Annotated in this window: 20 protein-coding genes and 1 tRNA gene; 3 read left to right on the top strand and 18 right to left on the bottom strand. The window is 69.7% G+C overall.

Translation table 11 applies throughout. The features are described from left to right. Positions 1–186 precede the first annotated feature (186 nt). The 3 genes from ACZ6SQ_RS13610 to ACZ6SQ_RS13600 are packed head-to-tail and all read right to left on the bottom strand — an operon-like array spanning position 187 to position 3,454. On the bottom strand, positions 187–1,098 hold the full coding sequence (locus ACZ6SQ_RS13610; RefSeq protein WP_386382865.1) for a carbohydrate ABC transporter permease: 912 nt from the start codon (positions 1,096–1,098) through the stop codon (positions 187–189). An 11-nt stretch (positions 1,099–1,109) separates the two neighbouring features. Further along, positions 1,110–2,126 carry a carbohydrate ABC transporter permease gene (locus ACZ6SQ_RS13605; RefSeq protein WP_469560972.1) on the bottom strand — a complete coding sequence of 339 codons (1,017 nt, stop codon included), beginning with the start codon at positions 2,124–2,126 and terminating at the stop codon, positions 1,110–1,112. Positions 2,127–2,131: 5 nt separating this feature from the next. Next, positions 2,132–3,454 carry an ABC transporter substrate-binding protein gene (locus ACZ6SQ_RS13600; protein WP_389327534.1) on the bottom strand — a complete coding sequence of 441 codons (1,323 nt, stop codon included), beginning with the start codon at positions 3,452–3,454 and terminating at the stop codon, positions 2,132–2,134. Between the two features lie 520 nt (positions 3,455–3,974). Here ACZ6SQ_RS13600 and ACZ6SQ_RS13595 point away from each other — a divergent pair. After that, positions 3,975–5,030 carry a LacI family DNA-binding transcriptional regulator gene (locus tag ACZ6SQ_RS13595; protein ID WP_469560535.1) on the top strand — a complete coding sequence of 352 codons (1,056 nt, stop codon included), beginning with the start codon at positions 3,975–3,977 and terminating at the stop codon, positions 5,028–5,030. Positions 5,031–5,201: 171 nt separating this feature from the next. On the opposite strand, the gene ACZ6SQ_RS13590 is transcribed toward ACZ6SQ_RS13595, so the two are convergent. The 4 genes from ACZ6SQ_RS13590 to ACZ6SQ_RS13575 all read right to left on the bottom strand — a co-directional run bounded on the left by ACZ6SQ_RS13590 (position 5,202) and on the right by ACZ6SQ_RS13575 (position 8,075). Then, positions 5,202–5,274, bottom strand: a tRNA-His gene (locus ACZ6SQ_RS13590). Between the two features lie 118 nt (positions 5,275–5,392). Next, complete coding sequence (orn, locus tag ACZ6SQ_RS13585) at positions 5,393–5,995, bottom strand: oligoribonuclease (protein WP_469560533.1); 603 nt, start codon at positions 5,993–5,995, stop codon at positions 5,393–5,395. A 145-nt stretch (positions 5,996–6,140) separates the two neighbouring features. Next, complete coding sequence (locus ACZ6SQ_RS13580) at positions 6,141–7,358, bottom strand: helix-turn-helix domain-containing protein (protein ID WP_389327543.1); 1,218 nt, start codon at positions 7,356–7,358, stop codon at positions 6,141–6,143. A gap of 375 nt (positions 7,359–7,733) precedes the next feature. Then, positions 7,734–8,075 carry a hypothetical protein gene (locus ACZ6SQ_RS13575; RefSeq protein WP_469560528.1) on the bottom strand — a complete coding sequence of 114 codons (342 nt, stop codon included), beginning with the start codon at positions 8,073–8,075 and terminating at the stop codon, positions 7,734–7,736. 384 nt (positions 8,076–8,459) lie between these two features. Between ACZ6SQ_RS13575 and ACZ6SQ_RS13570 the strand changes: the two genes are divergently transcribed. Together ACZ6SQ_RS13570 and ACZ6SQ_RS13565 are read left to right on the top strand one after the other, a co-directional pair. Then, positions 8,460–8,987: a universal stress protein gene (locus ACZ6SQ_RS13570; protein ID WP_389327549.1), complete on the top strand. Its 528-nt coding sequence runs from the start codon at positions 8,460–8,462 to the stop codon at positions 8,985–8,987. Positions 8,988–9,135: 148 nt separating this feature from the next. Then, complete coding sequence (locus ACZ6SQ_RS13565) at positions 9,136–9,696, top strand: GPR1/FUN34/YaaH family transporter (RefSeq protein WP_386382884.1); 561 nt, start codon at positions 9,136–9,138, stop codon at positions 9,694–9,696. Positions 9,697–9,974: 278 nt separating this feature from the next. Here ACZ6SQ_RS13565 and glmS read toward each other — a convergent pair whose 3' ends face one another. The 11 genes from glmS to ACZ6SQ_RS13510 all read right to left on the bottom strand — a co-directional run bounded on the left by glmS (position 9,975) and on the right by ACZ6SQ_RS13510 (position 22,807). Further along, positions 9,975–11,792, bottom strand: a complete 1,818-nt coding sequence (glmS, locus tag ACZ6SQ_RS13560; RefSeq protein ID WP_386382887.1) for a glutamine--fructose-6-phosphate transaminase (isomerizing) — start codon at positions 11,790–11,792, stop codon at positions 9,975–9,977. Between the two features lie 12 nt (positions 11,793–11,804). Then, complete coding sequence (locus ACZ6SQ_RS13555; RefSeq protein ID WP_386382889.1) at positions 11,805–12,062, bottom strand: hypothetical protein; 258 nt, start codon at positions 12,060–12,062, stop codon at positions 11,805–11,807. A gap of 94 nt (positions 12,063–12,156) precedes the next feature. Continuing rightward, on the bottom strand, positions 12,157–13,032 hold the full coding sequence (locus tag ACZ6SQ_RS13550; protein ID WP_469560523.1) for a DUF4429 domain-containing protein: 876 nt from the start codon (positions 13,030–13,032) through the stop codon (positions 12,157–12,159). A gap of 257 nt (positions 13,033–13,289) precedes the next feature. Then, on the bottom strand, positions 13,290–15,059 hold the full coding sequence (locus ACZ6SQ_RS13545; protein WP_469560520.1) for an IucA/IucC family protein: 1,770 nt from the start codon (positions 15,057–15,059) through the stop codon (positions 13,290–13,292). Then, positions 15,056–15,589, bottom strand: coding sequence for a GNAT family N-acetyltransferase (locus tag ACZ6SQ_RS13540; protein ID WP_469560517.1), 534 nt, complete (start codon positions 15,587–15,589; stop codon positions 15,056–15,058). Before ACZ6SQ_RS13540 ends, ACZ6SQ_RS13545 begins: the two co-directional genes overlap by 4 nt. Then, positions 15,586–16,878, bottom strand: coding sequence for a lysine N(6)-hydroxylase/L-ornithine N(5)-oxygenase family protein (locus ACZ6SQ_RS13535; protein ID WP_469560515.1), 1,293 nt, complete (start codon positions 16,876–16,878; stop codon positions 15,586–15,588). The genes ACZ6SQ_RS13540 and ACZ6SQ_RS13535 overlap by 4 nt, the downstream gene beginning before the upstream one ends. Continuing rightward, complete coding sequence (gene desA, locus ACZ6SQ_RS13530; protein WP_469560512.1) at positions 16,862–18,304, bottom strand: lysine decarboxylase DesA; 1,443 nt, start codon at positions 18,302–18,304, stop codon at positions 16,862–16,864. Before desA ends, ACZ6SQ_RS13535 begins: the two co-directional genes overlap by 17 nt. 182 nt (positions 18,305–18,486) lie before the next feature. Beyond that, complete coding sequence (locus ACZ6SQ_RS13525; RefSeq protein ID WP_469560508.1) at positions 18,487–19,374, bottom strand: siderophore-interacting protein; 888 nt, start codon at positions 19,372–19,374, stop codon at positions 18,487–18,489. Between the two features lie 139 nt (positions 19,375–19,513). Further along, positions 19,514–20,560, bottom strand: coding sequence for an ABC transporter substrate-binding protein (locus ACZ6SQ_RS13520; protein ID WP_469560506.1), 1,047 nt, complete (start codon positions 20,558–20,560; stop codon positions 19,514–19,516). A gap of 157 nt (positions 20,561–20,717) precedes the next feature. Beyond that, a complete protein-coding gene (locus ACZ6SQ_RS13515) occupies positions 20,718–21,878 on the bottom strand; it encodes an acyl-CoA dehydrogenase family protein (RefSeq protein ID WP_469560503.1) in 1,161 nt (386 codons plus the stop codon). 5 nt (positions 21,879–21,883) lie between these two features. Next, the gene (locus ACZ6SQ_RS13510; protein WP_469560969.1) at positions 21,884–22,807 is read right to left on the bottom strand and encodes a hydroxymethylglutaryl-CoA lyase; all 924 of its coding nucleotides are present in this window, start codon (positions 22,805–22,807) and stop codon (positions 21,884–21,886) included. Between the last annotated feature and the right edge of the window lie 11 nt (positions 22,808–22,818).

Below are 22,818 nucleotides of genomic sequence, written 5' to 3'. Positions count from 1 at the left end.
GAGATACGGAACGAGGGCGGAGGGCCATGGGCCGGGGCGACGGTGGCCCGTCCCAGGAGAGGCCCGGGGGATCTGCCCCCGTGGGGCCGGGGCGTCAGGTGCCCCGGCCCCGACGGGGCGGGGGCGGCGGGGCCGGGCGGGGACCAGGGCGGTCAGGGCCCCGGCCCCCGTGCGCCGCGGGCGGGCTCAGCCCTTCACCGCGCCCTGCATGATGCCCCCCACGATCTGCTTGCCGAAGATCGCGAAGACCAGCAGCAGCGGCAGCGTGCCGAGCAGCGCGCCGGCCATGATGAGGGACTGGTCGGGGGTGTAGCCCCGGCCCAGGCCCGCCACCGCGACCTGGACGGTCGGGTTGCCGGTCTGGGTGAGCACCAGGAACGGCCACAGGAAGTCGTTCCAGGTCTGGACGAACATCAGCATGCCCAGCACGGCCATCGCGGGCCGCGCCGTCGGGAACACCACGTGCCACACCACGCGCCAGCTGCTCGCGCCGTCCACCCGGGCGGCCTCGATGATCTCGTCCGGCAGCGCCTGGATCAGGTACTGCCGCATGAAGAACACACCGAACGCGCTGACGATCGAGGGCAGGATCACCGCCTGCAACTGGTCGGTCCAGTCCAGCTTGGCGACCATCATGTACAGCGGGATCACGCTGAGCTGCGGCGGCACCATCATCGTGCCGATCACGATCAGCATCAGCGCGTTGCGGCCCTTGAACCGCAGCTTGGCGAAGGCGAACCCGGCGATCGTCGACAGGAACACGATGGTCGCGGCGGAGATCCCGGCCACCAGCGTGGTGTTGAGGAACGCCTCGCCCAGGTTGGCGTCGGTCCAGGCCAGTTCGAGGTTGTCGAAGAGGTTGGAGCCGAACCAGAACGGCGGCGGGGTCTGCGCCAGCCGCTGGTTGTCCCGCGAGGCGGCGATCGCCGTCCACACGAGCGGGAACAGCGAGACGAGGGTGAACAGGGCGAGGATCACGTACGCGACGGGTCCGGCGTGCAGGGTGCCGCCCGCCCGGGCCGCCCGGGGCCCGCGCACCTTCTTCTGCGGCGGTCCCTCGGACGGGGGTGTGGGCGTCGGAGTCAGTGTCGTCGTCACGGCCGGGTCTCCTAACTACTGGCGCGCAGCCGGCGCGAGATGACGTAGTTGACGATCCCGATCACGATGAGGATCAGGAACATCGTCCAGGCGATGGCGGAGGCACGGCCCAGGTGCTGGTTCACCCAGCCCTGCTCGTACAGGTACAGGCCGAGCGTCTGGAACTGGTGCTGACTGCCGCCCGAGGCGCCCTTGTTGGCGTCGAACAGCAGCGGCTCGCCGAACAGCTGCGAGGCGCCGATCGTCGACACCACGACCGTGAACAGGATCGTCGGCCGCAGCGAGGGCAGGGTGACGTGCAGGAACTGCTTCCAGCGGCTGGCCCCGTCCAGGGCGGCCGACTCGTAGAGGTCCTGCGGGATGGCCTGCATCGCCGCCAGGTAGATCAGCGCGTTGTAGCCGGTCCACCGCCAGATGACGATCGTGGACACCGCGATCTGCGAGGGCCACTTGTCGTTCTGCCAGTCGACGGCGTCGATCCCGACGGTCCCCAGCGCCCAGTTGATCATGCCGTAGTCACGGCCGAACAGCAGGACGAACACCAGCGAAGCGGCGGCGATCGAGGTGGCGTAGGGGGCGAGCATCGCGACCCGGTAGAAGGTCGAGGCGCGCAGCTTGTAGTTCAGGATGTGGGCGATGCCCAGGGCGATCAGCAGCTGCGGGACCGTGGAGATGATCCCGATGGTGAGGGTGTTGCGCGCCGCGTTCCAGAAGAAGTCGTCGTCGAAGATGCGCGTGTAGTTGCGCATCCCCACCCACTTCATGTCCGTCGGCGCGGTCAGCTCCACCTGGTGCAGCGAGGCCCAGCCGGTGTACACCAGCGGGAACAGGCCGAAGGCCAGGAAGAGCAGGAAGAACGGCGAGACGAAGGCGTACGGGCTGAGGCGTACGTCCCGCTGCCAGCGGCGGGACAGCCGGGCCCTGCGCCGCGACTCGTGCTCGTCCTCCTGGGCGGTGCGCGGCAGGCCCGGGGCCGCGCCCCCCTCCTTGGCGGGGGACGCGGCGGCGGTGTCGTGCCCGGTGCTCATACGGGTCACTGGTCCAGGTTGTTGTCGATGGTCTTCACTGCCGTCTCCCAGGCCTCCTTCGGCGACTTGCCCTGGGCGACCAGGATCACGCCGTTGTCGGTGAGGCCCTGCTGGATGATCTGGTCCTTCGGACCGATCACCTGGACCGGGCTGTTCTTGGCGGCCTCGGCGAAGATCGTGCCGATCGGGGCGTCACCCGTCATGTCGTTCTTCGCGCCGGTGACCTCGGCGGAGGTGTAGGCGCCCGGGGTGCTCGGGAAGCTGCCCTGCACGGCGAACAGCTTGGACTGCTGGGCCGGGGCGGTCAGCCAGGCGGCGAGCTTGGCGGCCTCCTCGGTGTTCTTGCCGGCCTTGGGCACGGCCAGGAAGGAACCGCCCCAGTTGCCGGACTTCGGTGCCTGGGCCACGTCCCACTTGCCGGCGGACTCGGGCTTGGACTTGCCCTTGATGTAGCCGAGCATCCACGGCGGGCAGGACATCGCCGCGAACTTGCTGTTGGCGATCGTCGTGTCCCAGGCGGGCTGGAACTGGGTCTGGTTGCCCACCAGTCCGTCCTCGGCGGCCGCCGCGGTCAGGTCGAAAGCCGCCTTGACCGCGGGGTTCTCCTTGTAGACGACCTTCCCGGAGGCGTCGTAGAACCGCTCGGTCTCACTGCTGAGGATCGCGTTGATCAGTCCGCCGGGCGAGTCCATGAAGGTCGTGCCCTTGGGCGCCTTCTTCTTGTACGTGCGGCCGGTCTCGACGAACTTCTGCCAGTCACCCGCCCAGAGCTTCGCGACCTCCTCGCGGTCGGTGGGCAGACCGGCCGCCTTGAACAGGTCGGTGCGGTAGCAGATGGCCATCGGGCCGACGTCCGTACCGAGCCCGACCGTCTGGCCGTCGGCGGTGGTCGCCTGCTTCCACTTCCATTCCAGGTAGTCCGCCTGCTTGCCGTACTTCGACAGGTCGAGCAACTTGGACGACTGGGTGCCGACGACTTCGGCGATGTTGCCGACCTCGACGCCCTGGATGTCCATCAGGCCGCTGTTGGTGGTGAGGTGATTGACGAGTGCGGGGTAGTAGTTCTCGTTCCGCTCGACCACGTTCTCCTTGATCACGATGTTCGGGTTGAGCTTCATGTACTCGTCGTACAGGCCGGCCTCCTTGAAGCCGAACGTGCCGAAGAGTCCCAGGGTGATCGTGGTCTTGCCCTTGCCGCCGCCGGAGTTCGGGGAGTCCGAACCGCCGCCGTCGCCGTCGTCGGCACAGCCTGCCAGCAGGCCGGCGCCCAGCGCCGCTACAGCTGCGAGGGCCACCGTCCTGCGGCGGGTACCGATACGTGCACGCATTGCGTCCTCCTGTTGCCCTGACGTGCCGACCCCCCGGCCTGAAAGTGTTGCTAGGGCCCGTTGTTGCTTTGACTGCGGCTCGGGCGGGGAACGTGCGGGATGTGTATGAGCCAGGTACTGTGGGAGCGCTCCCATCGGTGATGTGTTGAAGGTTCGTGGCTACGGGCGAGGGTGTCAAGACAGTGGGCGGGGTCAGATGCGTTCGGTTATCGGGACGTTAACTGGAGCCGGTGCGCGGCACCGGCGCCCGGACGGTGACGGGAAGTGGGCCGTACGGTGACGGCAGCGGGACCGCGGCGCCCGTGCAGCGGCAGGTCCCACCCCGCCGCAGGCCTCCTCCCGGAACCGCGACCGGAACGTACTGTTCGCCTCGGCGAGGGTACGGGATTCCGGCTTCGGGCAGGTGAAAGAGATGCCTGGCCGGGCTGCCCGGACCCCGAAGCGGAATCCGGGGCGACCGTGCTGTCCGGTGAGGCTGTTAGATTCCAGGCCGACGTGATGTTTCGGGAGGGCGGATCCCATGGCAAGCCACGGAGCACGAGGCCGCAGTGGCGGCAGGCCGACCCTCGAAGAGGTCGCCGCGCGGGCCGGCGTGGGCCGGGGCACGGTCTCCCGGGTGATCAACGGCTCGCCCCGGGTCAGTGACGCGACCCGCGCGGCGGTGGAGGCGGCGGTGGCCGAGCTGGGTTACGTCCCGAACACGGCGGCCCGCGCGCTGGCGGCCAACCGCACCGACGCGATCGCTCTCGTGGTGCCCGAACCGGAGACCCGGTTCTTCTCCGAGCCCTACTTCTCGGACATGCTGAAGGGCGTCGGCCAGGCGCTCTCCGACACCGAGATGCAGCTGCTGCTGATCTTCGCGGGCAGCGACCGGGAGCGGCGCCGGCTCGCCCAGTACCTGGCCGCGCACCGGGTGGACGGCGTGCTGCTGGTCTCCGTGCACGCCGACGACCCGCTGCCGGACCTGCTGGCCCAGCTGGAGATCCCGGCCGTGATCAGCGGCCCGAGGTCCGCGGCGGAGACCCTGACCTCGGTGGACTCCGACAACTACGGCGGGGCCCGCTCGGCGGTGGAGCACCTCATATCCCGGGGCCGTGGCCGGATCGCGCACATCACCGGCCGTCTCGACGTCTACGGCGCCCAACGGCGTACCGACGGCTACCGGGACGCGCTGAGCGACGCCGGCCGCGAGGTGGACGAACGGCTCGTGGAGGCCGGGGACTTCACCGAGGAGGGCGGGGTGCGGGCGATGACGGCCCTGCTGGCGCGCTGCCCCGACCTGGACGCGGTGTTCGCCGCCTCGGACGTGACCGCGGCCGGTGCCCGCCAGGCCCTGCGCGCCGCGGGCCTGCGCATCCCGGAGGACGTGGCGCTCGTCGGCTACGACGACTCGGCCATCGCCCGGCACATGGAGCCGCCGCTGACCAGCGTCCGCCAGCCCATCGAGGAGATGGGCCGCCACATGATCGACCTGCTGCTCGCCGAGATCGCGGACCGCCGTCCGGCGGCCTCGCGGGGGCTGGAGCGGCGGCAGGTGGAGCTGCCGACGGAGCTGGTGGCGCGGACGTCGTCCTGAGCGCGCGGGCGCCGGGACCGGAGCGCGGTGTTCCCCGGGGAGACGGGCCCGGGGGCCGTCGTGTCCGGGGCCGTCCGGTCGGCCCGGGGCCCTTCGCCCACCGGGTGGCGCGCTGCCCGGAAACGCATCGGGCGGTGACCCTCGTCAGAGGATCACCGCCCGATGAATCAGGGTGAGTGACGGGACTTGAACCCGCGGCCACCTGGACCACAACCAGGTGCTCTACCAACTGAGCTACACCCACCATGACCGGTTCTTGGATCAGTTGCTTTCCTGACCGGCCGAGAAAAAGTGTACAGGGTCCGAGGGGGTGCTCGCGCACGGCTTTTCGCCGAGGCCCACGAGGGGCCCGGCGGCGGCCGTCAGCGGCCGGGCAGCACGTGCTTGGCGGCGATGGCCTTGGCGGTCTCCGAGTCCGGGCCGGGCTGCGGGACGAAGACGGCCTCGCGGTAGTAGCGCAGCTCGGCGATCGACTCGCGGATGTCGGCGAGGGCGCGGTGGTTGCCGTTCTTCTCCGGGCTGTTGAAGTACGCCCGCGGGTACCAGCGGCGCGCCAGTTCCTTGACGGAGGAGACGTCGACGATCCGGTAGTGGAGGTAGGCCTCCAGCGTCGCCATGTCGCGCAGCAGGAAGCCGCGGTCGGTGCCGACGGAGTTGCCGCACAGCGGAGCCTTGCCCGGCTCCTTCACGTGCTCCTTCACATACGCCAGGACCTGCTCCTCGGCGTCCTTCAGCGTCGTGCCGTTCGGCAGCTCGGCGAGCAGGCCCGACGCGGTGTGCATCTGGCGCACCACCTCCGGCATCTGCTCCAGCGCGGAGTCCGGCGGACGGATGACGATGTCCACGCCCTCCCCGAGCACGTTCAGCTCCGAGTCCGTGACGAGGGCGGCCACCTCGATGAGCGCGTCGTCCGACAGCGAGAGGCCGGTCATCTCACAGTCGATCCACACCATGCGGTCGTTCATGCGTCTCACCTTACGGGGCCCGGGGTGGGGTGAGGAGTGCCCGTGAGCCGTGACGCGGGCGGGACACGGGTGCCGCAAGCGCACCGCCCCGGTGCCCCGGCCGGGAGGGCCGGGGCACCGGGGCGGCGGTGCCGTACCGGGTGGATCACATTCCGGTGCGCTGGCCGGGCAGCGTCGCCAGTGGCAGCGCTCCCGCGGCGGTGCGGCGGGCCTGCATCGGGACGGGAGCGTCCGGGTGCAGGATGTGCGGCGGCGCGGACGGGGCCAGCAGCTGGCCCGGACCCATCGGAGCGCCGGCCGTCGCAGGGCTCGGCACGCTCTCACCGGAGTCCACGCGCTCGCTCTGCGGCCGGCGCGCCCGGTAGGCCGCCCGGTACGCCGCGGGCGACGAGCCGAGCTGGCGGCGGAAGTGGCCGCGCAGCGCCACCGGCGAGCGGAAGCCGCAGCGCCCCGCGACCTCGTCGACCGAGTAGTCCGACGTCTCCAGCAGGCGCTGTGCCTGGAGCACCCGCTGGGTGATCAGCCACTGCAGCGGGGCGGACCCCGTCAGCGAGCGGAAACGACGGTCGAACGTTCGACGGCTCATGTACGCGCGGGCCGCCAGGGTCTCCACGTCGAACTGCTCGTGGAGGTGTTCCAGCGCCCAGGCGACGACCTCGGCGAGCGGGTCGGCGCCGATCTCCTCCGGTAAAGACCGATCGAGATAGCGCTCCTGGCCGCCCGACCGGCGCGGTGGCACGACCAGCCGGCGGGCCAGCGCGCCCGCCGCCTCGTTGCCGTGGTCCGTCCGCACGATGTGGAGACAGAGATCGATCCCGGCCGCCGTGCCCGCCGACGTCAGCACGTCGCCGTCGTCGACGAACAGTTCTCTGGGATCGACGTGCACCGACGGATAGCGCTTGGCCAGCGTCGGTGCGTACATCCAGTGTGTGGTCGCGGGCCGGCCGTCCAGCAGACCTGCGGCCGCGAGCACGAAGGCCCCGGTGCACAGTCCGACGATGCGGGCTCCCTCTTCGTGCGCCCGGCGCAATGCGTCGAGCGCCTCCGCCGGTGGCGGGGAGGTGATCGAACGCCAGGCCGGCACGACGACCGTGCCCGCCCGTGAGATCGCCTCCAGGCCGTGTGGCGCGGTGAGTTCCAGGCCCCCTGTGGTCCGCAGTGGGCCGTCCTCGCCGCCGCACACCAATAGGCGGTAGCGCGGCACGCCGGCGTCCTGGCGGTCAATCCCGAACACCGACAGCGGAATGGAACTCTCGAAGATGGGGCCGCCGCTGAACAGCAGCACCGCGACGATCTCCTTGCGGCGTCGCCCGGAAAGCTTCCGGGCCGCGGCTTCCGGCGCGGCAGTGGAGTCGTGGCTCATACTGCTAAGCCCCCCTCGGTGGTCGCGGCTCCTCGGTTGTGTCGCTCCTGCACGTTTCCCCTCGGTCCTGCACGAGTCCCCCGCCGTAAGACAAGATCGAATTTACTGCGTCACGCCGTGCCACGGTGACCACTCTCGGCACACCGCCCATTGTCGACTTGGCAACTTGGCGTAAAGCATTCGATCACGAAGGGTTGCACTCACGGGCCGCGCAGGGAAGTGCGCCTGTCGCCAGTGGCCGATCCCCGTAGGGTGCGCGAGGGGTCGGCGGCCCTTTCCGTGCAGGTCGAACGGGGGGTGGGGGGTGTTCGGACGGGGGGTGGGGCGGGTTTGAGAAGTTGGCTGAAAACCGGTGGGCAGGGGTATCAAAACCGGTCAGTCGGCCGGTGAAATCCCGCCCGTGCGGCGACCTGCCCGATGTGACACGGTGCCACCGCGCGGATGCCGAGCGTGCCCGGCCGGACGCCCGTCGTCGGCCGGCCCGCCCTGGGGTGGCACTGTGCGCCGCAGCGCGCAGCGCTCGGAGCGGCGCAGCAGCACCCGGCACACGGCCGTGACCGCCGCGAGGCCGAGCGCGGCGCCGGCGGCTCCCGCGAGCGAGGTGCCGTACCCGACGAGGACCACCGGGACGAGGACGCAGCTGAACGCTGCCCAGCGGACCACGTCGGTCGAGGACTCGCGGGCCGCGCCGGGCGGGGACGGATGAGGTGGGGGCATGGCGTTCTCCCTGTGCGGTCGGTCACGAGGGTCAACGTCTGTTCGACCGGTCGGTCACTCCCGGTGCCGCCGCCCGTGCGGCGCGCCCGGACGGTCCGCGCCTGCTCCGCGGGGGTGGGACGGCCTTCTCGGGCCGCCGGGCGGAGGCCGGTTGAAATTTACTTGAATCCTGACCGAAGCGCCTGTACAGAGCAGCAACCGTTGCGTTCCGGGCGCCCCCTCGTGCATGCTCCCTGGAACCCCTGCGCTGCTGGCGCGGGATCTGGGCTAAGGAGGCGTGCCGCCGTACCCTTGGGGGTATGGGGTCGGGAAGATGTTCCCCGGACACAGCTCCGCCGCACACTTCGTCCCTACCCGTATAAGGATCACGACGCCGAGACAGCCATGGCCGGTCACGAATTCTTCGAACCCGCGGACCGCAAGCGGCCCGTCGCCGATCCCACGGCGGCCGAGCCCCTGGCGGCGGAAGAGTCACGTCATCCGTGCGACCCCGCCTTCAAGCACGGCGTCGTCGTCGGTTTCGACGGCTCGACCTCCAGCGAGCGCGCCCTCGCGTACGCCATCGGCATGGCCCACCGCTCCGGTTCGGGCCTGATCATCGTGCATGTCGCCAACCGGCTGCCGACCACCGTGTGGGCCGGCTGCGAGCCGCCGGTCTTCGTGGACGTGCCCGACCACCGCACCGAGGTGCTCGGACTGGAACTCGCCTGCGCCGACTACCTCGCCGAAGTGCCGTGGATCCTCGTCGAGCGCGGCGGGGACATCTGCCACGAACTCGAAGAGGTGGGGCGGGAGTACGAGGCCGACGCGATCGTCGTCGGCTCGACGCACGGCATCGTGGGGCGCATTTTCGGCTCCGTCGCCGGGCGGCTCGCCAAGCGGGCCAAGCGGCCGGTCGTGGTCATTCCGTAACTCGGCCTTGTCCCAGGTGAGATGCGGCGTTCGCCGATCCAACTCCCTTGCGGCGGTGCGCGAATCTACTCGCGCGTAGAGGTGTTTGTGCTCTTGTGAAGGGCATATACCGGTCACCGCGCAACTGCTTGTCAGAAGGGAGCCCGCCGTGGCCAACGACGTCTCAGCGGGAAGCACCACGACCTCGATCGCCGGCCGACTCGCCCTCGGAATCACCCTGTTGGCCTTCGGGCTGGGGTCCACGGACGTGATCGACGGCGTCACGGCGGCCGACGCCGTGTCCATCGCCCACTACATAGGCGGCGTAGCACTCTTCGTCGCCGGCCTGTTCGCCTTCCGCGAGCAGGACTCCGGTACCGGTACGGCCTTCTCGGTGCTCGGCGCGCTCTGGTTCACCTGGGCCGTGACCGACGCGGGTTCCGCGAACGCGGCGGGGCTGTTCTACCTGCTGTTCGCCCTCGTGGTGCTCTCGCTCGCGGTCGCGGGCGGGGACCAGCTCTCGCAGGGCATGTACGGGCTGTTCCTCGTCGGGCTGGTGCTCATGGCTGTCGCCGCCTTCGCCGAGAGCGGGGGGTTGGCCAAGGCGGGTGGATGGTTCGCCGTGGCCGCGGGGGCCGTTGCCTGGTACAGCGCGACTGCCGCGTTGGCGCACTGGCCGACGGTGTTCTCCAAGCGCGCTGCTGGTCGGGGTGTGACGGCTGCCGGCTGAGTTCAGCGCGGGGGCGCTGCGCTTGCTTCGCCCCCTTATGGAACTGCCCCCCACGTGTTCGGTGGCGTACGTGGGGGGCAGTTCTGTTGTTCTGTGGGGTTTGCGCAGTTCCCCGCGCCCCTTAAGAGATTGCGCAGTTCCCCGCGCCCCCTAAAAGATTGCGCAGTTCCCCGCGCCCCTAAGAGGGGGCGGGGTTCCTTGCGTTCGTCTTGAGGGGTGCGCGGGTCTTCGCGGCCTCTTAGAGATTGCGCAGTTTCTCGCGTCCCCGAGGAGGGGGTTTATTCCACTGTGACGGACTTGGCGAGGTTTCGGGGCTTGTCGATGTCTCGGCCGAGGGCCAGGGCCGTGTGGTAGGCGAGGAGCTGGAGGGGGATGCCCATGAGGATCGGGTCGAGCTCGTCCTCGTTCTTGGGGACGACGATCGTCTGGTCGGCCTTCTCCTGGACCTGGTGGGCCACGGCGAGGATCTTGCCGCTGCGGGCCTTGATCTCCTCCATGGCGGCGCGGTTCTTCTCCAGCAGGTCGTCGTCGGGGACGATCGCGACCGTGGGGAGGGCCGGCTCGATGAGGGCCAGCGGGCCGTGCTTCAGCTCGGAGGCGGGGTAGGCCTCGGCGTGGATGTAGGAGACCTCCTTGAGCTTCAGGGAGGCCTCGCGGGCGACCGGGTAGCCGCGCACACGGCCGATGAAGAGCATCGAGCGGGCGTCGGCGTAGGCCTTGGCCAGCTGCTCGATCTCCGCCTCCTGCTCCATGATCTCGGCGATCTGGGCGGGGAGCTTGCGCAGGCCCGCGATGATGCGCTTGCCGTCGCGGACCGAGAGGTCACGGGTGCGGCCGAGGTGCAGGGCGAGCAGACCGAAGGCGACCGTGGTGTTGGTGAAGCACTTGGTCGACACGACACAGACCTCGGGGCCGGCGTGCACGTAGATGCCGCCGTCGGCCTCGCGGGCGATGGCCGAGCCGACGACGTTGACGATGCCGAGGACCCGGGCGCCCTTGCGCTTCAGCTCCTGGACGGCCGCGAGGACGTCGTACGTCTCACCGGACTGCGAGACGGCGATGTACAGCGTGTCGGGGTCCACGACCGCGTTGCGGTAGCGGAACTCCGAGGCGGGCTCGGCGTCCGCGGGGATACGGGCGAGCTCCTCGATCATCTGGGCGCCGATCTGGCCCGCGTGGTACGAGGTGCCACAGCCCAGGATCTTCACGCGGCGGATGCGGCGCGCCTCACGGGCGTCCAGGTTGAGGCCGCCCAGGTGCACGGTGGAGAAGCGGTCGTCGATGCGGCCGCGCAGGACGCGGTCGACCGCCTCGGCCTGCTCGTGGATCTCCTTGTGCATGTACGTGTCGTGGCCGCCCATGTCGTAGGAGGCGGCCTCCCACTCCACGGTGGTGGGCTCGGCGGTGGTGCGCGTGCCCTCGGTGGTGTAGGTGCGGAAGTCGTCGGCCTTCAGGGTGGCCATCTCGCCGTCGTCGAGGGTGACGACCTGGCGGGTGTGGGCGACCAGGGCGGCGATGTCCGAGGCGACGAACATCTCCTTCTCGCCGATGCCGAGGACGACCGGCGAGCCGTTGCGGGCGACGACGATGCGGTCCGGGAAGTCGGCGTGCATGACGGCGATGCCGTAGGTGCCCTCGATGACCCGCAGGGTCTCGCGGACGCGGTCCTCCAGCTTCTCCGCCTGGGAGCGGGAGATCAGGTGGACCAGGACCTCGGTGTCGGTCTCGGAGAGGAACTCGACGCCGTCGGCCTCCAGCTTGCGGCGCAGGTCCGAGGCGTTGTCGATGATGCCGTTGTGGACGACGGCGACCTTGCCCTCGGCGTCCAGGTGCGGGTGGGCGTTCACGTCGGACGGGGCGCCGTGGGTGGCCCAGCGGGTGTGGGCGATACCGGTCGTGCCCTTGAAGCGCGCCGGGACCTTGGCCTCCAGGTCGCGCACCCGGCCCTTGGCCTTGACCATCTTCAGGGCGGGCGTCTTCGGGGAGGAGACGACCACGCCGGCCGAGTCGTAGCCGCGGTACTCCAGGCGCTGCAGGCCCTCGAGCAGGAGGGGGGCGACGTCACGCTTGCCGATGTATCCGACGATTCCGCACATACAGACGTATTCCTAGCCGTAGACGATGCGGCGCAGCTGCCGGAGCGAGAGCTCCGGCGGTGCCACCGCCCGGTATTTCAGGTCCGCCTCGATCCGTTCGAAGATCTCCGCGTTGAGCAGGCCCTGGGCCTGGAGCTCGCGGTGGCGGCGACGGACGAACTCGGTGGTCGTCTCGTCGAAAAAGGCGAGCACGTCCTGGACCACCCGCAGCGCCTCGCCCCGGTTCAGGGGCGTGGACCGCGTCAGATGATCAACAAGTTCGTCGTGCACCCGTAGATCCTGGATTAGCGGAACGTCTCACGCAACCATCCTGCCCGATTTCGGGCAGACGGGGGCCGTTCGGGGTGGCGAATGGGCTGCTTTGTCACATTCTCTTCAGGATCGCCTGCTTCGCCACCGCGAACTCGTCGTCCGTCAGCACGCCCGAGCGGTGCAGTTCGCCGAGTTCGCGCAGTCGCCGCAGCAGGGCGTCGTGGTCGTCCTCGGGCGGGGCGGGCGCGGGGGAGATCTGGCGGGTCCCGGCGGTGTCGTCGGCGGGCGCGGCCGGGTGCGGCAGGCGGGCCTGGACGGCGGCGGCCACCAGGGCCATCAGCGGGTCCTTCTTGAAGCCCCACAGCTCGACCGCGTGCGGGTCGTACTTCGGTGACAGCTTGGTGGGGAAGTCGCGCACGGTGAAGCGCAGGTGGCCGTTCTCCAGGCCCGCGGCCGGGTGCCACTCCACGGCCGTTATGTCGGACATGTCGAGGGTGCGGCTTCCGGCGGAGGACTTCGCCTCCTCCGTCTTCCAGTTCCACTCCAGGCGCACCCGCTCCCCGTCGAACGCGGCGGTGCCGTCCCCGGCGGACGCCGACAGGGGCACCCGCGGGCCCGGCAGCAGATAGCGGTCCACCGGGTCGGACGGCACCTGGTCCAGCAGCAGGGCGTTGCGGACCTCGTCCGTGAAGTACTCGGCTACGCCGTAGCGGTCGGACTCGACGGTCAGCTGGTACGGGTCGTGCGGTTCGGCGAGGCGTCCGCCGGTCGCCTGGAGCAGGGGGTCGGCGCCCTCGCGCAGGCGGAGTCTGAGGCGGCCGGTCTTCTTGCCCTGTTCGAACGAGATCCCGGCCAGGGCGCGCAGCGGTACGAGGAGTTCACCCAGTTCTCGGCGGAGCAGGCCTACGGTTTTGTCTCGGCCGGGGGTCAGGCGCAGGGCGTCGCCGTCGAAGATCCACGTGCCGTCCTTCTGGATGATTTCCGCCATGGGGGGATTGTTTCATCGGGGAGGGTGGGTCTGGGTGGGGACTTCGACTGTGGGGTGGTGGGGGTGTTCGCGCAGTTCCCCGCGCCCCTGTTTTGCGCAGTTCCCCGCGCCCCTTTCTTCGCGTTTCCTCGCGGTCTCTTGTTCCGTGCGGGGCGGTGGGGGTTGCTCGCGCAGTTCCCCGCGCCCCTGAAAGACGAAGGCGGGCACCCCTTCGGAGGACGGTCTCCGGAGGGGTGCCCGCTTGGGGGAGGGGTGGGTCAGAAGTCGGCGAGGGGGTTCTTGAGGGTGCCGATGAGTTGGAGGGCGGCCGAGGGGTCGGAGAGGTCGACCATCTGCTTGTTGTTGCGCAGCTGGAGGCGGTTGAGGCAGGAGAGGATGAACTCGGGGGCGAAGATGTCGTACTGGCGGAACTTGTCGGCCAGTTCGGGGGTCGCCTCCTGGTACTCCCGGGTGACCTCGGCGACCGTGCGCCAGAAGCCGTCCTCGTCGAGGACGTCCTCGGCGGCGAGGTTCGCGGCGAGGAAGCGGAAGAAGCAGTCGAAGACGTCCGTGAAGACCGAGAGGAGCTTCTGGTCCTCCGGCACCTCCACGCGGATGCGGGTGACCTCCGGAGGGAGCACCGCGTCCGGGTCCATCACCACGATCTCCTCGGCGATGTCCTTGTAGATCGCGCGCTGGACGACACCGTCCTTGAGGACCAGGATCGTGTTCTCGCCGTGCGGCATGTAGGCCAGGTCGTAGGCGTAGAAGCTGTGCAGCAGCGGGACGTAGTAGGCGCGCAGATAACGGCGCAGCCAGTCCGCCGGGGCAAGGCCCGAGCGCTCGATCAGCGCGGCCGCGAGGCCGCGGCCCTCGTGGTCGACGTGCAGCAGCGAGGCCATCGTGGCGAGGGACTCGTCGTCCCGGAGGGAGGCGACGGGGCTCTCGCGCCACAGCGCGGCCAGCATCTTGCGGTACGGCGAGTAGCGGTCGGTCGCCCGCTCGTACTCCAGGTGCCGGTAGCCGACGGCCGCGCGCTCGCGGATGATCGTCAGGCCGGTCGACTTCAGCACCGGGTCGTTGTCGATCAGCTGGGCGAGCCAGTCGTTGATCGCCGGGGTGGCCTCCATGTAGGCGGCCGAGAGCCCGCGCATGAAGCCCATGTTGATGACGGACAGGGCCGTCTTGACGTAGTGCTTCTCGGGCCGGGAGGTGTTGAAGAAGGTCCGGATGGACTGCTGGGCCAGGTACTCGTCCTCGCCCTCGCCCAGGCACACCAGGTGCCGGCGGGCGACCTCGGCGGCGAAGGTGACGGTGAGCTTGTTCCACCACTGCCAGGGGTGGACGGGGATGAGCAGGTACTCGGCGGGGTCCAGGCCCTGGTCGGCGAGCCGGCGCTCGAAGCGCTCGACCGTGTCCTCGCCCAGCTCCTGGCGAACGAACGACTCGTACTCGATGCCGGCCCCGGCCGTGAACGCGGCGCGGGTGCGGTGGGCGGCCAGCCACACCAGACGCACCGGGTTCGCGGTCTCCGGCGCGTACGCCAGGTACTCGTGGACGCCGAAGCCGAGGCGGCCGTTGTTGGCGACGAAACAGGGGTGGCCCTCGGTCATCCCCGTCTCGATGGCCTGGAAGCCGGCGCGGGCGAGTTCGGCGGACGGCAGCTGAGGCTTGGTGAGCTTGTAGCAGGTGCCGGAGAGGGTGGAGGAGATCTCCTCCAGGTAGACCGGCAGGATCTCGTCGCTGAGCCCCAGCGCGTCCTTGAACTCGATGAAGAAGTCCAGCGCGGCGAGCGGGAGTTCGGTCCCGTCGCGGTGGCGGGATATGGAGTCCGCGTCGATCTGCCAGTGGTCCAGGGCGCGGCGGACGGCGGTGAAGCGGTAGCTCGTCAGCCCGTCGTCGCCGCGGACGGTGTACGTCTCCCCGTCCCGCTCGGGCGTGAGCAGCCGCTCGTGCGCGAACTCGGCGAGGGCCTTGCGGATCAGCTGGCGGTTGGCCAGGTCCCAGTGCTCGGGGGTGAGGTGGGCGACGGAGTCGGCGAGGGTCACGCGGCCACCGCCTTCTCGAACTGCGCGCGGGTGCAGAAGCTCAGCAGAGCCCTTTTCTCCGGCTTGTCGATCTCCCGCTCGGGCACGAAACCGACGGCCTCGTTGAGGGCGTGCACCGCCTTGTTGTCCACGTCGGGCTCGACGACCACCCGCTCGACGGCCGGGTCCTCGAAGAGGCGGGCCATCACCGAGGTGATCACGGCCCGGGTGAACCCGCGCACCGGAGTGTCCGTCGGCGGGGTCAGGAAGTGCATCCCGACATCGCCCGGCAGCGGCTCGTACAGTCCGACCAGCTCACGGTGGCGCGGGTCGTAGTACTCCATCAGGAAGGCGGGGACGCCGTCCTGGAGCGCCAGCAGGGCGTGGTGGTGCTCGTCGGCGGCGATCTCCATGTACGCCCGCTCGACGTCCTCCAGCCGGGCGTCCTGCATCATCCAGAACGCGGCCTTGGGATGGGTGACCCAGCCGTGCAGCAGCTCGGCGTCGCTGAGCGGGTCGAGGGGGCGGAAGGTGAAGGTGATGACGCTCATACGGCGAACTCCTGGAACGCGATGGTCTTCTCGACCGGGTAGTACTCGGAGCCGAGCAGCTCGCTGATGATGTAGCTGTTGCGGTACGCGCCCATGCCCAGGTCCGGGGACGTGATGCTGTGGGTGTGCACGCCGGCGTTCTGGAGGAAGATGCCGCGGCCGGTGATGTCGATGGAGTAGTTGCGGGCCACGTCGTAGCGGCCGTGGCCGTCCAGACGGATGCGGTCCTCGACCGGCTCCAGGAAGGCCGGGGCCCTGTAGTGGTAGCCGGTGGCCAGGATCAGGCCCTCGGTGTCGATCTCGTAGTCCTTGCCCTGCTCGTCCTGGCGCAGGCCCAGCTTGTAGGTGCCGTCCTCGTGACGGGCGCTGTGCAGGGTGGAGTTGGTGAGCAGCCGGGTGGGCACCGGGCGGTCGCCGCTCTCGACGTTCTTCTGGTAGAGCAGGTCGAAGATCGAGTCGATGAGGTCGCCGTTGATGCCCTTGAACAGGCCCTTCTGCTGCTTCTCCAGCCGGTAGCGGGTGTCCTCGGGCAGCGCGCTGAAGTAGTCGATGTAGTCCGGGGACGTCATCTCCAGGGTCAGCTTGGTGTACTCCAGCGGGAAGAACCGCGGGGAGCGGGTGACCCAGTTGAGCTGGTAGCCGTGGACGTCGATCTCGGACAGCAGCTCGTAGTAGATCTCCGCGGCGCTCTGGCCGCTGCCGACGATCGTGATCGACTTCTTGTCCGCCAGCTCCGCCTTGCGGTGCATGTACTGCGCGTTGTGGAAGAAGTCGCCGCCGAGGTCCTGGCAGGCCTCGGGGACGAAGGGGACGGTGCCGGTGCCGAGGACGAGCCTGCGGCCGCGGTAGACCTCGCCGTCCCGCGTCCGGACGGCGTACAGCTCCTCGCTCTCGTCGTACGTCACCTCGGTGACGGTCGTGCCGAAGCGGACGCTGCTCAGCTTCCCGGCCGCCCAGCGGCAGTAGTCGTCGTACTCGACGCGCAGCGGGTAGAAGTTCTCGCGGATGTAGAACGAGTACAGCCGGCCCTTCTCCTTCAGGTAGTTCAGGAAGGAGTACGGCGAGGTCGGGTCGGCCAGCGTGACCAGGTCCGACATGAACGGCGTCTGGAGGTGGGCGCCGTCCAGGAACATGCCGGCGTGCCACTCGAAGTCCGGCTTGGACTCCAGGAAGACGCCGTCCAGTTCGGCGATCGGCTCGGTCAGACAGGCCAGGCCGAGGTTGAAGGGGCCGAGCCCGACACCCACGAAGTCGTAGGTCTTGTTCGTGGATTCAGCAAGCGCGGTCAAGGGACTCTCCCAGGTACTGCTCGGCGTGGCCGGCGATCAGGTCGAGGACGGCGGCGATGTCGGACGCCTTCGTCTCGGGATTCAGCAGGGTGAACTTCAGGTAGTGGCGGCCGCCGACCTTGGTGCCCGCGACGATGGCCTCGCCGGAGGCGAACAGGGCCTTGCGGGCGTAGAGGTTGGCGCGGTCGATCTCGGCCGGGTCGGTGACGGCCGCCGGGATGTAGCGGAAGACCAGGGTGGACAGCGAGGGCTCGGTCACCACGTCGTAGCGCGGGTCGGCGGCGAGCAGCCGCCAGCCCTCCTCGGCCAGGTCGCAGACCTCGTCGAAGAGCTGTCCGATGCCGTCGGCGCCCATGACGCGCAGGGTCACCCACAGCTTGAGCGCGTCGAAGCGGCGCGTGGTCTGGAGGGACTTGTCGACCTGGTTGGGGATGCGCTCGGCCACCGCGCGGCGCGGGTTGAGGTAGTCGGCGTGGTACGTGGCGTGGGTCAGGGTGGCGGCGTCGCGGACCAGCAGCGCGGAGGAACTCACCGGCTGGAAGAAGGACTTGTGGTAGTCCACGGTGACGGAGTCGGCGCGCTCGATGCCGTCGAGGAGCTCGCGGCGCCTGAGCGAGGTGAGCAGACCGCAGCCGTAGGCGGCGTCGACGTGCATCCAGGTGCCGTACTGGGCGCACAGCTCGGCGATCTCGGGGAGCGGGTCGATGGAGCCGAAATCGGTCGTGCCGGCGGTGGCGACGACGGCCATGGGGACCAGTCCGGCCTCCCGGCAGCGCTCCAGCTCGCGGGCGAGGGCGACGGTCTGCAGGCGCTTGTCGTGGTCGACGGGGACGGAGACGACCGCGTCCGGGCCGAGACCGAGCAGTTTGGCGGACTTCTTGACGCTGAAGTGGCTGACCTCGGAGGCGAAGATCCGCAGTTTCGCCAGGTCGTTGCCCTTGGCCTCCTCGCGGGCCAGCAGCAGCGCCTGGAGGTTGGACTGGGAGCCGCCGGAGGTGAACACGCCGTCGGCGGCGGGGCCGAGGCCGATGCGCTCGGCGGTCCAGTCGATCAGCTTGCGCTCGATCAGGGTGCCGCCGGCCGACTGGTCCCAGGTGTCCAGGGAGGAGTTGACGGCGGAGAGGATGGCCTCGCCCAGCACCGCGGGGATGACCACCGGGCAGTTGAGGTGGGCGAGGTAGCGGGGGTGGTGGAAGTAGATCGCGTCACGGAGGTAGACGTCCTCCAGCTCGTCCAGGACGGCCGTGGTGTCGTGCAGCGGCCGGTCCAGGTCGATCCCCTCGATCCGGGGGGCGAGGGCGTCCACCGTCACACCGGTGAACGGGCGGTCGGTGGTGGCGAGTTTGGCCGCCACCCGCTCGACTCCGTCGGTCACGGAGCGGCGGTAGAGCTCCGCGGTCGTGTCATTGAGCAGGTGCGAGCGCATGCGGGGGGCCTCCGGGTGGGGATGGACCGTGAGGAAATCCGTGGGGACGTACAAGAAGAGGGGCGGAGCCCCGGCTTCGAACTTAGGTTAGCCTAACCTAACTTCAAGTCGGAATACTCCGCCCCTCAAGTGACTGCGATCACTCCGCTTCGGGCCGTGACTGCCCTGCGGAACAAGGCAGTTCACTCACCCTGTTCACGCAGCTGTTCCTCCGTCAGGCCGCGCCGCCAGTAGCCCACGAAGGTGACCCGGCGGCGGTCGACGCCCCGCTCGCCCACGAAGTGGCGGCGCAGTTCCTTCATGGAGCCCGACTCGCCCGCGAGCCACACGTAAGGCCGCTCGGCGGGCGGGAGTTCGGCCGCCGCGATGGGACCGAGGGCCATGGGGGCGGGGGCACCTCCCATGCCGTCAAGGCTGTGGGGGACCTCGGTGTGATGGGTGTCCCGCACCAGCCAGGTCACCTCGGCGTCGGCCTTGGTCTCGACGTCCTGGATGTTCCCGGCGTCCTCGACCTCCAGCCAGGCCCTGACCGGCATCCCGGCGGGCAGGCTCTCCAGACAGGCGAGCAGCGCGGGCAGCGCCGTCTCGTCGCCCCACATCAGCACCAGGTCGGTGTCCTCGGCGGGGCGGAACCGGATCGCGCGGTTGTCGGCGACGGCCGGGCCGATCAGCTGGACCTTGTCGCCCCGCTTCGCGTCGGCCGCCCAGCGGGAGGCGGGCCCGGCCGGGACGGCCGCCCCCGGCTCCACGCCGTGCAGCACGAAGTCGATGTCGATCTCGTCCGGCGCCCGCCGCAGCGCGCGCAGCGTGTACGACCGCATCACCGCCCGCGTCTCGTCGGGCTGCTCCCGCCAGGCCTGGTACCAGTTCTCCCCCTCCTCCACCGGCACCCCGGGCTCGGTGCACCCGGGCGCCGGAACGAAGAGGGACAGCGACTGGTCGAGCCCGTCGGACTCGAAGTGCGCGAGATCCTCCCCACCGAAGGTGACCCGGACGAGAGAGGGCCCGAGCGAAGCGGTCCGCACGACCTCGAGGGAGAAGAAGCGGAACGCGAGGGCGTCGGCAGTCACTAGAACTCCAGTACCGATCAATCAGGGGGCGGGGATACCTCTAGGGGCGCGGGGCTGTATCCGATTGCGGCTACCGCCGCGGGGCGCGACCAGCCCGATCCGGCCCGCAGTCACCCCACAACCCCAATGGGCACTCAGGTCAGGCGACCTTCTTCGCCGTCTCCAGCGCAGCGGCCAGGTTCTCGACCAGAGCGACACACTTGTCGTACGACAGAATCGGCTCCGGCGACCGCGGAATGACCTGCCCCGCCTTCACCGCCGGCAGCTTCTTCCACGTGCCCTCGGTGATGTCGGCCGGCTGGATCGTCGCGGAGCGGTCGTCCATGATGATGATGTCCGCGCCGTACTTGTCGACGTTCTCCCAGCTGAGGCCCTCGTACCAGCCGCCGCCCTCGGCCTTCGCCTTCTCCGACGGCTCGATGAAGTTCACGCCGAGCGCCTTGAAGTACTCCAGGTCCAGGGAGAGGTTGGAACCGGAGACGTAGAACAGGTCCTGGCTCGCGGAGCCCGCCATCACCTTGATGTTCGGCTTGGCCTTGGCGGCGGCGCGCAGCCGCGCGGAGGCCTCCTCGAAGCGCTTCTTGGCGTCGGTGACCTTCGCGGAGGTGACGTCGCCGCCGAGGGACTTGGCGAGCTCCAGCATCCGGGAGAGGGAGACGTCGAGCTTGCGGTCGTAGGCGGAGATGGCGACGCTCGGGGCGAGCTTGGCGATCTTGTCCTTGGACTCCTCGGGGACGTACCAGAGGGTGCCCGTGGCATCGAAGGTGGTGGTGAGCAGGACGTCGGGGGCGAGCGCCGCGTACTGCTCGACGTTGAACTGGCCCCAGACGTTGCCGAGGACCTTCACCTTGGTGATGTCCATGTCGCCGGCCTGGACGTCCGGCTTGCCGTCCTGCGTCTTGGTCGGGCCGAAGACGCCCTTGACGGAGACGCCGTAGTCGTGGAGGGCGGCGGCGACACCGGTGAAGGCGACGATGTTCGCCGGGACCTTGTCCAGCTTCACGGTCGTGCCGCGGTCGTCCTGGAAGCTCCAGGGACCCGAGGACTTCGCCGCCGACTTGCTGTCCGAGCCACGGCTTTTCTTCTTGTCGTCGCCGCAGGCCGTGAGGACGGCACCGAGGCCGAGGGCGCCACCGGCGGCGAGAATGCCGCGGCGGGAGACGAGGGTGGCACGGGCATTGGACATGGCTGTGGCTGCTTTCGAACAGGGCGGAAGGCCCGCCGGACAAGTCGAAAGGTAGGTTAGCCTAACCTCAGATCTTGTCCAGAGGGCGGGTCGGGTACGACTCCGTCCCGCCGCCCTCCCGGGGCCTTCCCGCACTGTCCTCGCGGGCCGGGGCGGATCAGCCCACCAGGCCCAACTCCCTTGCGATCAGCATCCGCTGGACCTCGCTGGTGCCCTCGCCGATCTCCAGGATCTTGGAGTCGCGCCACATGCGGGCGACCGGATACTCGTTCATGAAGCCGTAGCCGCCGTGGACCTGGGTGGCCTCACGGGCGTTGTCCACCGCGATGGTGGAGGAGTACAGCTTCGCCAGCGCGGCCTCCTTCTTGAACGGGGCGCCGGACACCAGCCGGACGGCCGCGTCGCGCCAGGCGAGCCGGGCCGTGTGGGCCTTCATCTCCATGTCGGCGATCTTGAACTGGATCGCCTGGTTCGCCCCGATCGGACGGCCGAACGCGTGGCGCTCCTTGGCGTACTTGACCGACTCGTCCACACAGCCCTGCGCCAGACCCGTCGCCAGCGCGGCGATGGCGATGCGGCCCTCGTCCAGGATGCGCAGGAACTGGGCGTAGCCGCGGCCCTCCTCGCCGACCAGGTTCGCCGCGGGCACGCGCACGTCCTGGAAGGAGAGTTCACGGGTGTCCGAGGCGTTCCAGCCGACCTTGGAGTACGGGGCCGCGACCGTGAAGCCGGGCGTGCCCGAGGGGACGATGATCGCCGAGATCAGCGGCTTGCCGTCCGGCTTGCGGCCGGTGACCGCGGTGACCGTGACCAGGCCGGTGATGTCGGTGCCGGAGTTGGTGATGAAGCACTTGGTGCCGTTGATCACCCATTCGTTCGTCTCGGCGTCCAGCCGGGCCGTCGTCCGGGTCGCCCCGGCGTCGGAGCCGCCGTCCGGCTCGGTCAGCCCGAACGCGCCCAGCATCTCGCCCGAGCACAGCCGGGGCAGCCACTCGCGCTTCTGCTCCTCGGTGCCGAACAGATGGATCGGCATGGCGCCCAGCGAGACACCTGCCTCCAGGGTGATGGCGACCGAGGAGTCGACGCGGGCCAGTTCCTCCAGGGCGATGCCGAGGGCGAGGTAGTCGCCGCCCATGCCGCCGTACTCCTCCGGGAACGGCAGCCCGAACAGGCCCATACGGCCCATCTCGCGGACGATCTCGTAGGGGAACTCGTGCCGCTCGTAGAAGTCGCCGATCTTGGGGGCGACCACGTCGTGGGCGAACTCCTCGACCGTGCGGCGCAGTTCTTCCAGTTCGGGGGAGAGTCGGTAGTCCATGTCGTTCACTGCTCCTGGTGGGAGAGGGCTCTGACGGTGCGGGACGGGCTGGGTCGGCCCAGTTGTCCGGCCATCCACTCGCTCGTGGCGACGAGGCGGCCGAGGTCGACGCCGGTGTCGATGCCGAGGCCCCGCAGCATCCACACCAGGTCCTCGGTGGCGAGGTTCCCGGTGGCAGACTTGGCGTAGGGGCAGCCGCCCAGGCCACCGGCGGAGGCGTCGACCGTGGTGACGCCGTGTTCCAGGGCGGCAAAGGTGTTGGCCAGGGCCTGGCCGTAGGTGTCGTGGAAGTGGACGCCGATCACATCGGTGGGCACGCCGTTCTCGTTGAGTGCGGCGAGCAGCGCGCGCACATGACCCGGTGTGCCGACGCCGATGGTGTCGCCGAGGCTCAGCTCGTCGCAGCCCATGTCCAGCAGCGCCTTGCAGACGTGCACGACCTGGTGGACCGGGACCGCGCCCTCCCAGGGGTCGCCGAAGCACATGGAGACATAGCCGCGCACATGGGCCTGTTCGTCCTTGGCGCGGCTCACGACCGGCTCGAAGACGGCCAGCGACTCCTCCAGCGTGCGGTTGAGGTTGGCCTTGGCGAAGGTCTCGGTGGCGCTGGCGAACACCGCGAGCCGCCGGGCGCCGAGCGCCAGCGCGCGGTCCAGGCCCCGGCTGTTGGGCACCAGGACCGGCAACTGGACCCCTTCGAGATCGCTCACCAGCGGGTACAGCCGCTCGGCGTCGGCCAGTTGGGGCACCCAGTCGGGGTGCACGAAACTGGTGGCCTCGATCGTGGTCAGGCCCGCGTCCGCCAGGCGGCGGACGAACTCGGCCTTGACCTCGGTCGGGACGGTCGCCTTCTCGTTCTGCAGTCCGTCGCGCGCGCCGACCTCGTGGATGCGCACCCGGGCGGGCAGGCCCGCGGCCGGGACGGGCATGGGCAGTTCCC

The organism is Streptomyces sp. NPDC048600 (assembly GCF_055587025.1).
Note: the sequence above shows the minus strand (reverse complement) of the source record. Positions and strands in the feature narration are given on the sequence as shown.

Excerpts from the sequence above, each read along its gene's own strand:
- ACZ6SQ_RS13580 (WP_389327543.1), bottom strand. The coding sequence starts at position 7,358 with ATGAGCCACGACTCCACTGCCGCGCCGGAAGCCGCGGCCCGGAAGCTT.
- ACZ6SQ_RS13575 (WP_469560528.1), bottom strand. The coding sequence starts at position 8,075 with ATGCCCCCACCTCATCCGTCCCCGCCCGGCGCGGCCCGCGAGTCCTCG.
- orn (WP_469560533.1), bottom strand. The coding sequence starts at position 5,995 with ATGAACGACCGCATGGTGTGGATCGACTGTGAGATGACCGGCCTCTCG.
- ACZ6SQ_RS13605 (WP_469560972.1), bottom strand. The coding sequence starts at position 2,126 with ATGAGCACCGGGCACGACACCGCCGCCGCGTCCCCCGCCAAGGAGGGG.
- ACZ6SQ_RS13515 (WP_469560503.1), bottom strand. The coding sequence starts at position 21,878 with ATGGACTACCGACTCTCCCCCGAACTGGAAGAACTGCGCCGCACGGTC.
- ACZ6SQ_RS13510 (WP_469560969.1), bottom strand. The coding sequence starts at position 22,807 with ATGCCCGTCCCGGCCGCGGGCCTGCCCGCCCGGGTGCGCATCCACGAG.
- desA (WP_469560512.1), bottom strand. The coding sequence starts at position 18,304 with ATGCGCTCGCACCTGCTCAATGACACGACCGCGGAGCTCTACCGCCGC.
- ACZ6SQ_RS13520 (WP_469560506.1), bottom strand. The coding sequence starts at position 20,560 with ATGTCCAATGCCCGTGCCACCCTCGTCTCCCGCCGCGGCATTCTCGCC.
- glmS (WP_386382887.1), bottom strand. The coding sequence starts at position 11,792 with ATGTGCGGAATCGTCGGATACATCGGCAAGCGTGACGTCGCCCCCCTC.
- ACZ6SQ_RS13600 (WP_389327534.1), bottom strand. The coding sequence starts at position 3,454 with ATGCGTGCACGTATCGGTACCCGCCGCAGGACGGTGGCCCTCGCAGCT.
- ACZ6SQ_RS13540 (WP_469560517.1), bottom strand. The coding sequence starts at position 15,589 with ATGAGCGTCATCACCTTCACCTTCCGCCCCCTCGACCCGCTCAGCGAC.
- ACZ6SQ_RS13595 (WP_469560535.1), top strand. The coding sequence starts at position 3,975 with ATGGCAAGCCACGGAGCACGAGGCCGCAGTGGCGGCAGGCCGACCCTC.
- ACZ6SQ_RS13570 (WP_389327549.1), top strand. The coding sequence starts at position 8,460 with ATGGCCGGTCACGAATTCTTCGAACCCGCGGACCGCAAGCGGCCCGTC.
- ACZ6SQ_RS13550 (WP_469560523.1), bottom strand. The coding sequence starts at position 13,032 with ATGGCGGAAATCATCCAGAAGGACGGCACGTGGATCTTCGACGGCGAC.